The 14,486-nt window shown below is 73.0% G+C and carries 3 pseudogenes; all 3 read left to right on the top strand.

The window, feature by feature from the left end:
* Nucleotides 1–105: 105 nt before the first annotated feature.
* Nucleotides 106–5,892 (top strand): annotated as a pseudogene (locus ACQPY0_RS33300) (SDR family NAD(P)-dependent oxidoreductase); the annotation flags it as partial.
* Nucleotides 5,823–11,354 (top strand): annotated as a pseudogene (locus ACQPY0_RS33305) (SDR family NAD(P)-dependent oxidoreductase); the annotation flags it as partial. The pseudogenes ACQPY0_RS33300 and ACQPY0_RS33305, both read left to right, overlap by 70 nt.
* Before the next feature lie 30 nt (nucleotides 11,355–11,384).
* Nucleotides 11,385–14,234: pseudogene (locus tag ACQPY0_RS33310) on the top strand (type I polyketide synthase); the annotation flags it as partial.
* Nucleotides 14,235–14,486: the final 252 nt, after the last annotated feature.

Here is a 14,486-nt window from a genome sequence, read left to right on the forward strand (position 1 = left end):
GGCAACGCCCTCTCCATCAGCCCGGCCGAGCTGCACGACTACCTGCTCCGGGCGACCACCGACCTGCGGAAGGCCAAGCGCCGGCTGCGTGAGGTGGAGGAGAGCGCCCACGAGCCGATCGCGATCGTGGGCATGGCATGCCGGTACCCCGGCGGCGCCGACACCCCGGAGCGGCTCTGGAGCCTGGCCGTGACCGGCACGGACGCCATCACCGAGCCGCCGGCGCAGCGCGGCTGGGACCTCGACGCCCACTACAGCGCCGACCCCGAGCAGCCTGGCACCACGTACACCCGGCACGGCGGCTTCCTGCACGACGCGGCCGAGTTCGACGCCGAGTTCTTCGGCATCAGCCCGCGCGAGGCCCTCGCCATGGACCCCCAGCAGCGGCTCCTGCTCGAAACCGCCTGGGAGGCCCTGGAGAACGCGGGGCTCGGGCCGGACGGCCTCCGCCAGAGCAACACCGGCACGTTCGTCGGCGCCAGCGCCTCCGACTACGTCAAGCACGTGACCGCGGCCTCGGAGCTGGACGGGTTCCTGGCGACCGGCAACATTCCCAGCGTCGCGTCCGGGCGGCTGGCGTACGTGCTGGGCTTGGAGGGTCCGGCGATCACCGTCGACACGGCGTGCTCGTCGTCCCTGGTCGCGATGCATCTGGCGATCCAGTCCCTGCGCAACGGGGAATCCGCCCTGGCGCTGGCCGGCGGGGTGGCGGTGATGGCGACGCCCACCCCGTTCTTCGAGTTCTCCAGGCAGCGAGGCCTCGCCGTCGACGGCCGCTGCAAGGCGTTCGCGGACTCGGCGGACGGTTTCGCGCTCGGCGAGGGCGTGGGCCTGGTGGTCCTGGAGCGGCTCTGCGACGCCCGCCGCAACGGTCGCCGGGTCCTGGCGGTCATCGCCGGCTCCGCGGTCAACCAGGACGGCGCCAGCAATGGCCTCACCGCACCGAACGGCCCGTCCCAGGAGCGCGTGATCCGGCAGGCGCTCGCCAACGCACGACTGACACCGGCCGACGTCGACGCGGTGGAAGCGCACGGCACCGGCACCACCTTGGGTGACCCGATCGAGGCACAGGCTTTGCTGGCCACCTACGGCCAGCACCGCACCGGCAACGAACCGCTGTGGCTGGGATCGATCAAGTCGAACATCGGCCATTCGCAGGCAGCGGCCGGCGTCGCCGGTGTCATCAAGATGGTGTACGCCCTGCAGCACGGCCTGCTGCCCAGGACCCTCCACGTGGCCGCCCCGTCATCCCACGTGGACTGGGACTCCGGCCACGTATCCCTGCTCACCGACCCGGTAGCGTGGCCCGATCACGGCCGGCCCCGCCGGGCCGCGGTGTCCTCGTTCGGCATCAGCGGCACCAACGCCCACCTGATTCTCGAGCAGGCACCCCCCTCCGAGGATGTCCCCGCCACCGAAACCGACCTGCCCCTGCTCCTGTCCGCCAAAACCGAGACAGCCCTGACCGTCTCAGCCGGACAACTCGCAGGCAACCTCCCCAAGAACCTGACCGCCGTCGCCCACACCCTCGCCACCGGCCGCGCCCTCTTGCCACACCGAGCCGTCATCCTCCCCGGCCACAACCCGGACCAGGCGTTGCAGGCCCTCGCCACCGGCGCCCCCCATCCAGGTCTGGTCCGAGGCGTAGCGGCTACGGGGCACAAGACCGTGTTCGTCTTCCCCGGCCAAGGCGGCCAATGGGCCGGCATGGGCCGCACCCTCGCCACCCATCCCGTCTTCGCGCAGCATCTCGACGCCTGCGCCGAAGCATTCCGGCCCTGGGTCGACTGGGACCTCCACGAACTCCTCCACCGCGACGACACCGACTGGCTCACCCAAGTCGACCTCGTCCAACCCGCCCTCTTCGCCGTCATGACCGGCCTCGCCGCCCTCTGGCTATACCACGGCATCGCCCCGGATGCGGTCATCGGCCACTCCCAAGGCGAAATCGCCGCCGCCCACACCGCCGGCGCCCTCACCCTCCACGACGCCGCCCACATCATCACCCAACGCAGCCAAACCCTCCAAACCCTCATCGGCCACGGCGACATGGCCGCCATCGAACTCCCACCCCACCAACTCCACCACCACCCCGACATCCACATCGCCGCCTACAACGGACCCACCAGCACCGTCATCGCCGGCAACCCCCACGCCGTCGCCCAAGTCGTCGAACACTGCCGGGACAACAGCATCCGCGCCCGCATCCTGCCAGTGCACTACGCCTCCCACACCCCACACATCGACACAGTCAAAGACCAGATCCTCACCGACCTCACCGGCATCACACCCCAACCCACCACCATCGCGATCTACTCCACCCTGACCGGCGACCGGATCGACCCCACCGAACTCACCGCCGACTACTGGTACGACAACCTCCGACACCCCGTCCGATTCCAGCAAGCCACCGAAGCCCTCCTCCGCGACGGCCACCACACCTACATCGAAACCAGCCCACACCCCACCCTCATCCCAAACCTGGAACACACACCGGTCGCCATCGCCACCCAACACCGCGACCAACACACCACCTTCACCACCGCCCTCGCCACCGCACACGTCCACGGACTACCCGTGCAATGGCCGCTACCCAACCCCGCGCCGACACCAGTCCCGCTCCCCACCTATCCCTTCCAACGGCAGCACTACTGGCTCCGAGCCGCACACACCACCGGCGAACCCGCCGACCTCGGCCAAGCCTCCGGCGAGCACCCACTCCTCGCCGCCGCCATCGAACTGCCGGACAGCGACACGGTGCTGTTCACCGGCCGCATCTCCCGCGACACCCAGCCGTGGATCGCCGACCACACCGTCCATGACACCGTGCTCCTGCCCGGCACCGCATTCGTCGAACTCGCCCTGCACGCCGGACACCACACCGGCCACCCACACCTCCACGAGCTGACCATCGAGACGCCCCTGGTCCTGGGTACCGGCGAGGCCCGCTCCCTGCAGGTCGAGGTGGGCCCGCCCGGCGACGACGGAGGCCGGCCCGTCACGATCCGCAGCGGCGGCGACCAGGTGTGGATCCGCCACGCCGCCGGCACCCTGACCGCGGCACGCGCTGCCGTCCCCGGCGTGCCGGCCGTCTGGCCGCCGACCGGCGCGGCGGCTGTCCCGGTCGGCGACTTCTACACCGACCTGGCCGCCGCGGGCCTGGCCTACGGTCCGGCCTTCCAGGGCGTGACGAAGGTCTGGCGCGACAGCACACACGTCTACGCCGACGTGCGCCTGCCGGACGACATCGACGCCGCCGAGTGGGGCATCCATCCGGCGCTCCTGGACGCCGCCCTGCACCCCTCGGCCCTGCTCCGCGGCGACGGCGACGATCCCGCCGTACGGCTCCCGTTCGCCTGGACCGGCGTCACCCTGCACGCCACCGGCGCCCGGCAGGTCCGTGTCCAGCTGTCGCACAGCGGCCCCGACCGCATCACCGTCGTCGTCAGCGACCCGGCCGGGTCGCCGGTCGCGACGATCGACGCGCTGACGGCGCGTGCGCTCCCGCCGGGCCGGCTGGGTGTCGAGGTCGCGCGGTACGACGACCTGTTCCGCGTCGACTGGGTGCGCGTGTCCACCGGCACCGCGGCGGCGCCACAGGCCCGCACCGTGGCCGAGGCGCTGCGGCTGCTCCGCGGCGGCGAGCCGGTACCCGATCTCGTCGTCTCGATCCCCCCGGCCGGAACCACGGACGTGCCGGCCGCCGCGCACGCCACCGCCGAGGCCGTGCTCGAACTGCTGCAGGCCTGGCTGGGCGAGGAGCGCGGCACGCTCGCCGTGGTGACCACCGGGGCCGTGGCGGCCGGCACGGGTGACGACGTCGTCGATCTGCCCGGCGCCGCCGTGTGGGGCCTGATCCGCTGCGCCCAGAGTGAGCATCCGGGCCGGTTCGTTGTCGTCGACTGCGACGGGCTCGAGGTCAGCGGCGCGGTGCTGGGCAGCGCGGTCGCCGCCGGAGAGCCGCAGCTGGCCGTCCGCCAGGGCGAGCTGTTCGCGCCCCGGCTCGTGCGGCACCGGCCCGACGACGAGCTGAGCCCGCCGCCCGGAACCGCACCGTGGCGGCTGGGCGTGGGCGACGGCTCGTCGTTCTCGTCACTGGTGCTGCGGGCGGGCGAGGACCCGGCGCCGGCGCCGGGTCCGGGGCAGGTGCGCGTCGCCGTCCGGGCGGCCGGGCTGAACTTCCGCGACACCATGATCGTGCTGGGGATGTACCCGGGCAGCGCCGACCTCGGCAGTGAAGCGGCCGGTGTCGTCACCGCCGTGGGCGAGGGGGTCACCGACCTCGCGGTCGGCGACCGGGTGATGGGGCTGTTCACCGGGGCGATCCAGCAGTTGTGCGACGTCGACCGGCGGCTGCTGTCGCGGGTCCCGGCGGGCTGGTCCGACGCGGAGGCGGCGAGCACTCCGGTCGCGTTCGTCACCGCCTTCTACGCCCTGCGGGACCTCGCTGCCCTCGACGCGGGCGAGACACTGCTGGTCCACTCCGCCGCGGGCGGTGTCGGCATGGCGGCGGTCCAGCTTGCGCGGCACTGGAACGCCGTGGTCTACGGCACGGCGAGCCCGCACAAGTGGCCGGTGCTGCGGGGCCAGGGCATCGCCGCCGAGGCGATCTCCTCCTCGCGTGACGCGACGTTCGAGGAGCGGTTCCGCCGGGTGAGCGGCGGCCGCGGCGTGGACGTGGTGCTCAACGCGCTCGCGGGTGAGGTCGTCGACGCCTCGCTGCGGCTGCTCGCCCCGGCGGGCCGGTTCATCGAGATGGGCAAGACCGACATCCGCGACGACGACGCGGTGGGCCGGCGGCATCCGGGCGTACGGTATCGCGCCTTCGACCTCACCGAAGCGGGGCCGGACCGGATCCGGGAGATCCTCGACGAGCTGGGCGCGCTCTTCGCCGTCGGCGCGCTGCGGCCGCTGGCGGTGCGGGCGCGCGATGTGCGGCTCGCCCCCTCCGCACTGCGAGAACTCGCGCAGGGCCACACCGTCGGCAAGCTCGCGCTGACGGTGCCGGAGCCGCTGCGCGCGGAGCCTTCCGGCCCGGACGGGACGGTCCTGATCACCGGCGGCACCGGTACGCTCGGCGGGCTGGTCGCGACCCACCTCGTGCGGACCGGCCAGGCACGGCACCTGCTGCTCACCAGCCGATCCGGCGAGGCGGCCCCCGGCACCACCGAACTGCTCGACGAGCTGCGCGGGCTCGGCGCGACCGTCACCGTCGCCGCCCACGACGTGGCCGACCCGGCGGCCGTGGCGGAGCTGATCGCCGGTGTCCCCCGCGAACACCCCCTCACGGCGGTCATCCACACCGCCGGTGTCCTCGACGACGCCGCCGTGCAGACCCTCACCCCTGACCAGCTGCATCGGGTGCTGCGGCCGAAGGTCGACGCGGCGTGGCATCTGCACCGGGCGACCGCACACCTGAAGCTGACCGCCTTCGTGCTGTTCTCGTCCGCCGCCGGCACGCTCGGCAACGCGGGGCAGGCCAACTACGCCGCCGCCAACGCGTTCCTCGACGCCCTGGCGCACCACCGTACGGCGCGCGGCCTGCCCGCGACCGGCCTGGCCTGGGGGTCGTGGGCGCAGACGAGCGGGCTCACCGGCCGGCTCGACGACCGCTTCGCCCGGCGGATGGCGGCCGGGATGCGACCGCTGGCGACCGAGCGGGCATTGGCGCTCCTCGACGCCGCGGTCGCCGGCGCGCAGCCCGCCGTCGTGCCCGCGGGCCTCAACCCGGCGTCGATCCGGCGGCACGCGGCCCAGGGGCGCTGCCGCCGATCCTCGCCCAGCTGGTGCGGGTGCCGGTCCGCCGGGCGGCGGCCGCGGCGGCCGTCAGCGGCGCCGAGTGGCGCGACCGGCTGGCGCAGCTCGACGAGCCGGGCCGCGACGCGTACCTGACCGATCTCGTCCACTCCCAGGTCGCCGCGGTGCTGGGGCATCGCGACGGGTCGGCGGTCAACCCGGCGCAGGCGTTCAAGGACCTCGGGTTCGACTCGCTCACCGCCGTCGAGCTGCGCAACCGGCTCAACACGGCCACGGGTCTGCGGCTGCCCGCCACGTTGGTGTTCGACCACCCGACCCCCGGGGCGCTGGTGGCCTTCCTCAAGGCCGAAGGTACGGCTGGATCGTCCGGGCATCGCCAAATGGCGGCACCGCCCGCCGACCGCATCGGTGATCCGATCGCGATCGTGGGCGTCGGCTGCCGGTATCCCGGCGCGAACTCCCCCGAACAGCTGTGGCGCCTGCTCGACACCGGAGCCGACGCGATCACCACCATGCCGACCGATCGCGGCTGGGACCTGACCGCACTGTACGACCCTGATCCGGCCAAGCACGGGGCGTCATACACCCGCCACGGCGGCTTCCTGCACGACGCGGCCGAGTTCGACGCCGGCTTCTTCGGCATCAGCCCGCGTGAGGCGCTCGCCATGGATCCGCAGCAACGCCTGCTGCTGGAGACCGCATGGCAGGCCCTGGAGAACGCGGGCATCGATCCGACGGCCCTGCGGGCGACGCCCACGGGCGTGTTCGCCGGCGTGGTGGCGCAGAACTACGCCCCCTCGAATGCCGCGTCCTACCGGGACGTGGCCGGGCACCTGGTCACCGGTGCCACGCCCAGTGTGGCATCGGGCCGGCTGGCCTACCTCCTGGGCTTGGAAGGCCCGGCGATCTCGGTGGACACCGCCTGTTCGTCGTCCCTGGTCGCGGTACACCTGGCGGCACAGTCGCTGCGCAACGGCGAGTGCAGCCTCGCGCTGGCCGGCGGCGTGACCGTCATGGCCACGGCCGGTCTCTTCGTCGAGTTCTCCCGGCAACGCGGCCTGGCCCCCGACGGCCGATGCAAGGCGTTCGCAGACTCGGCGGACGGTTTCGCACTCGCCGAGGGCGTAGGCCTGGTGGTGCTGGAGCGGTTGTCCGACGCCGAGCGCAACGGTCACCGTATCTTGGCGGTCATCGCGGGTTCGGCGGTCAACCAGGACGGTGCCAGCAACGGCCTCACCGCACCCAACGGCCCATCCCAGGAACGGGTCATCCGGCAGGCGCTCGCCAACGCCGGCCTCACCCCCGCCGACATCGACACGGTCGAAGCCCACGGCACCGGCACCACCCTCGGCGACCCCATCGAAGCCCAAGCACTCCTCGCCACCTACGGCCAAGACCGCACCGACGGCCAGCCACTGTGGCTGGGGTCGATCAAGTCGAACATCGGCCACACCCAAGCCGCCGCTGGTGCAGCCGGTGTGATCAAAATGGTCCAGGCGTTGAACGCCGGCGTCCTGCCCAAGACCTTGCACGTCGACACGCCCACCAGCCACGTCGACTGGGACTCCGGGCAGGTCGCCCTGCTCACCGAACCGGTTGCCTGGCCCGACCACGGCCGGCCGCGGCGGGCTGCAGTGTCCTCGTTCGGCATCAGCGGCACCAACGTCCACCTCATCCTCGAACAAGCACCCCGAACGACACCCGCTGCCAGCGACACAACCGATTTGCCGCTACTGCTGTCCGCCAAAACCGACACAGCCCTGGCAGCCTCCGCCGGACAACTCGCCGGGCACATCCCCGAAAACCTCGCCGCCGTCGCCCACACCCTCGCCACCGGCCGTGCGCTCATGCCACACCGAGCCGTCATCCTCCCCGGCCACGACCCCAACCAGGCATTGCAGGCACTCGCCACCGGCGCCACCCACCCCGGCCTCGTCCACGGCACCGCCCGCACCGGGCACAAAGCCGTATTCGTCTTCCCCGGCCAAGGCGGCCAATGGGCCGGCATGGGCCGCACCCTCGCCGCCACCCACCCCGTCTTCGCACAACACCTCGACGCCTGCACCGAAGCCTTCCGGCCCTGGGTCGACTGGGATCTGCACGAGCTCCTCCACCGTGAGGACACTGACTGGCTGACCCAGGTCGACTTGGTCCAACCCGCCCTCTTCGCGGTGATGACCGGCCTCGCCGCCCTCTGGCAACACCACGGCATCACACCCCACGCCGTCATCGGCCACTCCCAAGGCGAAATCGCCGCCGCCCACACCGCCGGCGTCCTCACCCTCCACGACGCCGCCCACATCATCACCCGCCGCTCCCAAACCCTGCGCACCCTCATCGGCCACGGCGACATGGCCGCCATCGAACTCCCCCCAAACCAGCTCCACCAACACCCCGACGTGCACATCGCCGCCTACAACGGACCCACCAGCACCGTCATCGCCGGCAACCCCGACGCCGTCGCCGAGGTCGTCGAACACTGCCGGGACAACGGCATCAGAGCCCGGGTTCTGCCCGTTGGCTACGCCTCCCACACCCCACACATCGACACCATCAAGGCCCAGATCCTCACCGACCTTGCCGGCATCAGCCCTCAACCAACCACGGTCGCCATCTACTCCACCCTGACCGGCGACCGAATCGACCCCGCCGAACTCACCGCCGACTACTGGTACAACAACCTCCGACACCCCGTCCAATTCCACCAAGCCACCCAAGCCCTCCTCCGCGACGGGCATCACACCTACATCGAAACGAGTCCCCACCCCACCCTCATCCCGAGCCTGGAACAGGTCTTCGACACCCACACCCCAACACCCATCGCCATCCCCAGCCAACACCGCAACCACGACGCATTCACCACCGCCCTCGCCACCGCACACGTCCATGGACTCCCCATCAACTGGCCACTGCCCGACCCTGCGCCGACGCCGGTGGCACTGCCCACGTATCCGTTCCAGCACCAGCACTACTGGCTCCGAGCCGGGCACAACACCGGCGAACCCGCCGACCTCGGCCAGACCTCCGGCGAACACCCACTCCTCGCCGCCGCGATCGAATCGCCCGACAGCGGCATCGTGCTGTTCACCGGCCGGCTATCCCTCGACACCCAACCATGGGTCGCCGACCACACCGTCCATGACACCGTGCTGCTACCCGGCACCGCATTCGTCGAACTCGCCCTGCATGCCGGACACCACACCGGCCACCCACACCTGCACGACCTCACCATCGAGACACCGCTGGCGCTGACCGGCGACGAGACCCGCTCCCTGCACGTCGAGGTCGGCCCTCCGGGCGACGATGAGCACCGGCCGGTCACCATCCGCTCCCGAGCCGGCGACCAGGACTGGACCCGCCACGCCACCGGCACCCTCACCGCGGCTGCGACCGGCACCCCGGCCGACGCGCCGGCCGTGTGGCCGCCGATGGGCGCCACACCGATCCCGGTCGAGCGCTACTACGCCGACATGTCCCTTGCCGGCATCGACTACGGGCCGGTCTTCCAGGGCATGACCGGCGCCTGGCGCGACGGCGACGTCGTCTACGCCGAGGTCTCCCTGCCCGAGGAGGCCGAGATCGCGGACTGGGGCATCCATCCCGCGCTGCTGGACGCCGCGCTGCACGCGGCGGTGCTGCTCGCCGGCGGAGAAGAGGTGCGGTTGCCGTTCGCCTGGACGGGGGTGACGCTGCACGCCACCGCCGCCCGGCAGCTGCGCGTCCAGATCCGTGGCGCGGGGCCGGACGCGATCGCTGTCGCCGCGCTGGATCCCACGGGCCGTCCGGTCGTCACCGTGGGAGCCCTGACCACGCGTGCCATGCCCGCCGGTCACCTCGAGACGCTCGGCTCCGGCGCGCTGCGCAACTCGCTGTTCTCGATCGACTGGGTCACCGTGGGCCCGGTGCCGGAGCCGGCTGAGCCTACCGAGGTGCTCAGGGTCAGCGGCGGCGGTGACGTCGTGACCAGCACGCACCGGCTGGCCGAGGAGACCCTGCGGAGGGTGCAGGACTGGCTGTCCGACGACCGGCACGCCGATTCCCGGCTGGTGGTCCACACCCGCGGCGCGGTCGCAGTGGCCCCTGGTGAGGACGTCACCGATCTGGCCGCCGCTGCCGTGTGGGGCCTGATCCACTCCGCGCAGTCGGAGCACCCCGGCCGGTTCGTCCTGCTCGACACCGACACCGACGACATCCCCACCGCGGTCGCCGCCGGTGAACCGCAGCTGGCCGTCCGCGACGGGCAACTTCTCGCACCCCGCCTGACCCGCACCCACCCCGGCCAGGCCGCCCCAACGGGCCTCGACCCCGACGGCACAGTCCTCATCACCGGCGGCACCGGCACCCTCGGCGCCCTCCTCGCCGAACACCTCGCCACCACCGGCCGCGCCAAACACCTGCTTCTGGCCAGCCGAAGCGGCCCCGACGCCCCCGGCACGGACGACCTCATCACCCGCCTACACCAGCACGGCGCCTCGGCCACCATCGCCGCGTGCGACACCGCCGACCCGGCAGCGGTCAACGACCTGATCACGTCCATCCCCGCCGAACACCCACTCACCGCCGTATTCCACACCGCCGGCGTCCTCGCCGACGCCACCGTGCACACCCTCACCCCGCAACAACTCCACACCGTGCTACGCCCCAAGGTCGACGCCGCCTGGAACCTCCACCACGCCACCGCACATCTCAACCTCGCCGCGTTCGTCCTCTACTCCTCCGTCGCCGGCACCCTCGGCAGCCCCGGACAAGCCAACTACGCCGCTGCCAACACCTTCCTCGACGCCCTCGCCCACCACCGCCACGCCCACAACCAGCCCGCCACCTCCGTCGCCTGGGGGCACTGGGCGCACACCAGCGGCATGACCAGCACCCTGAACCAAGCCGAGCGGGCCCGCATCGCGCGCAACGGCCTGACTCCCATGCCCACCGAGCACGCGCTGCGGCTCCTCGACACGGCGCTCGGCACCGGGCAGCCGGCGCTGCTGGCCGCGGCCCTGGACCCGATGGCGCTGCGCCCGCCGGCGCAGGCGGGGGTGCTGCCGCCGCTCCTGCTCGGCCTGGTGCCCACTCCGTCCCGGGGCCGCGCCGCCACGAGGACCGTCGACCTGGACGGGCTGGACGGGGCCGAGCGGCACGCGGCGCTCAACGATCTGGTGCACACGACCGTCGCCGCGGTCCTGGGCCACCGGGACGCCGGCGGCATCGGCCCGCAGCAGGCGTTCAAGGATCTCGGCTTCGACTCGCTGACGGCGGTCGAACTGCGGAACCGGCTCAACGCCGCCACCGGGCTGCGGTTGTCCGCCACGAGCGTCTTCGACCATCCGACGGTACTGGATCTGGTGCATCACATCGAACGGCAGCTCACGCCGGACGCCGGTGAGGCCGTGCCGGCGCTGCTGCGCGACCTGGCCCGCTGGGAGGCCGCGACGCTGACCGCTTCGTGTGACGGCGAAACCCGGGCGGCGATCAGCGGCCGGCTGCGGTCGCTGCTGGCGAAGCTCGAGGAGCCGGCGGCGGACGCGGCGGAGGACCGCTACGCGTTCGCCACCGCCGAGGACATCTTCAAGTTCATCGACAACGACCTGGGCCGGGCCTGATCCACGGACTGACGAGAGCGATGGGGAAGCATGACCAACGAACAGAAGCTCGTCGACTACCTGCGGTGGGTCACGAGGGACCTCGACCAGACCCGGCGGCGGCTGGCCGCGGTCGAGGCCGCCGGCCGGGAGCCGATCGCGATCGTCGGGATGAGCTGCCGGTACCCCGGCGGCGTGGCTTCCCCGGAGGACCTGTGGGAGCTCGTCGCCGCGGGCACCGACGCGATCTCCGGGTTCCCGCTGGACCGGGGCTGGGACGTGGCGGAGTTGTACGACCCGGACCCGGACCGGCCGGGGAAGACCTACGCCCGCGGTGGCGGGTTCCTGCACGACGCGCACCGGTTCGACGCGCGGTTCTTCGGCATCGGGCCCAAGGAGGCGCTGTCGATCGACCCTCAGCAGCGGCTGTTGCTGGAGGCGGGCTGGGAGGCGCTCGAACGTGCCGCCATCGACCCGCAGCGGCTGCGCGGGTCGGCGACCGGCGTGTTCGTCGGGGTCATGTACGACGACTACGCCGCGCTGCTGCAGTACCTCGGGGTGCCGGGCGTGGAGGGCCTGGCCGGGATCGGCAGCGCGGGCAGTGTCGCGTCGGGCCGGCTCGCCTACACCCTCGGCCTTTCGGGCCCCGCGATCACGGTGGACACCGCGTGCTCGTCGTCGCTGGTGGCGGTGCACCTGGCGATGCAGTCGCTGCGCGCCGGTGAGTGCACGCTCGCCCTCGCCGGTGGCGCGACCGTCATGGCCACGCCGGGGGTGTTCATCGAGTTCGCCCGGCAGCGCGGCCTCTCCCCCGACGGGCGCTGCCGGTCGTTCGCCGAGCAGGCCGACGGTACGGGCTGGAGTGAAGGCGTCGGGGTGCTGGTGCTGGAGCGGCTGTGCGACGCCCGCCGCAACGGCCATCGCGTGCTGGCCGTGATCACGGGTTCGGCGGTGAACCAGGACGGCGCCAGCAACGGCCTGACCGCACCCAACGGGCCGTCCCAGGAGCGGGTGATCCGTCAGGCGCTGGCCGGTGCCGGGCTGACACCGGCGGACGTCGACGCGGTCGAGGCCCACGGCACGGGTACCGCGCTGGGCGACCCGATCGAGGCCCAGGCACTGCTGGCGACGTACGGCCGGCACCGCGCCGGCGAGCAGCCGTTGTGGCTGGGGTCGATCAAGTCGAACATCGGCCACACCCAGGCCGCCGCGGGCGTCGCCGGGGTGATCAAGACGGTGCAGGCGCTGCGGGCGGGTGTGCTGCCCAGGACCCTGCACGCCGGCACCCCGTCCAGCCGCGTCGACTGGGCCGCGGGTCAGGTGGCACTGCTGACCGAGTCCCGCGCCTGGCCGGCCACCGGGGGCCGGCCGCGCCGGGCGGCGGTGTCGTCGTTCGGGATCAGCGGCACCAACGCCCACATCGTCGTCGAGCAGGCACCGGAGGAGGTCGACGCCGCGGTGCCCGGTGATCCGGCGCCGGTCGACCTGCCGGTGCTGCTGTCGGCGAAGACCCCGGCGGCCCTGGCGGCGGTGGCGGACCGGCTGGCCGGGCACCTGCGCACGCACCCCGAGTCGGACCTGCGGGCGGTGGCGCACACCCTCGCCACCGGCCGGGCCCTGCTGCCCCACCGGGCCGCGATCATCGGTTCCGGCCGTGAGGAGATCATGCACCGGCTGGGGTTCCTCGCGCGGGGCGAACCGGCGAGCAACCTCCTCGTGGGCACTGCCGCCGGGGGCCGCACCGCGTTCCTGTTCACCGGGCAGGGCGCCCAGCACGCGGGGATGGGCGCCGAACTCGTCCGGTCGTTCCCGGTCTTCGCCGCCGCGCTGGACGAGGTGTGTGCGGTGTTCGACCCGCTGCTGGAGCACCCGCTGCGGGAGGTGATGTTCGGTACGCACACCGACCTGCTGGACCGGACCAGCTATACCCAGCCCGCCCTGTTCGCGTACGAAATCGCGCTCCACCGGCTGGTCGAGGCGTTCGGCGTCACCGCGGACCACCTCGTGGGGCACTCCGTCGGCGAGCTGGCCGCGGCCCACGTCGCCGGAGTGTTCTCCCTCGAGGACGCCGCGCGCCTGGTGGCGGCTCGGGGCGCGTTGATGCAGCAGCTGCCGCCGGGGGCGATGCTCGCCGTCACCACGGACATCGACACCCTCGGCATCTATCTGCGCGACGGCGTTGAGGTCGCCGCGCACAACAGTCCGACCGCGCATGTCCTGGCCGGCGATCCGGACGTGATCGCCGCCCTGGCCGAGCGGCTCGCCGCCGACGGTGTTCGGGCCCGGCGGCTGCACGTCGACCGGGCCTTCCACACCGGCCACACCGACGCGATCCTGGACAGTTTCCGGCGGACGGCGGAGGCTGTCACGTACCGCAGCCCGCGGATCCCGGTCGTGTCGACGCTCACCGGCGCCCCCGCCGACGAGCTGACCGAGCCGGGCTACTGGGCCCGCCACATCCGGCACACCGTGCGGTTCGCGGCCGCGGCCGAGTGCCTGCACCGGCTGGGTGTGACCCGCTACGTCGAGCTCGGCCCGGACGCCGTGCTGACCACGCTCACCGCCGAAACGCTGCGGGCAGTCGCGCCGGACGCCCGGCCGGTCATGGTCCCGCTCGGCGTGCGCCGGAAGCCGCCGGTCCGGACGGTGCTGACCGCGCTGGCGCAGCTGCACACGTCGAGCCGGGACCGGCGCGTCGACTGGTCGCCGCTGCTGCCGGCGGCGGGCACGGCCGACCTGCCGACCTACCCGTTCGAGCGGGTGCCGTACTGGCCGGACGCGACCGCGTCCGGGCCGCGGCGGCCCCCGTCGGGAGCGCGCGGTGACGAGGCCGCGTTCTGGGCGGCGGTGGACCACGGGGACCTCGACGGGCTGGCGAGCCTGCTCGACGTGTCCGCCGGGGAGCGCTCGGCGCTGGGGGCGCTGCTGCCGGCGGTCTCGGCCTGGCACCGGCGGCGGCGGTGCGTCCACCGGGTGGAGTGGGTGCCGGCGACGGCGCCGGCCCGCGGCGACGGCGTGTGGCTGGTCGTGGTCCCCGAGCCGGCGCCCGGCGGTCCGGGCGACGCCGTGGCCGGTGCCCTGCCGTCGGCTGTCACGCTGCCGGTCGCCCCCGGCGCCGACGCCGGGGACGTGGTGCGGCTGGTGCGCGAGGCG

The sequence above is a fragment of the Dactylosporangium sp. CA-233914 genome (genome assembly GCF_050942935.1).
In the GTDB taxonomy this organism is placed as follows: Bacteria; Actinomycetota; Actinomycetes; order Mycobacteriales; family Micromonosporaceae; genus Dactylosporangium.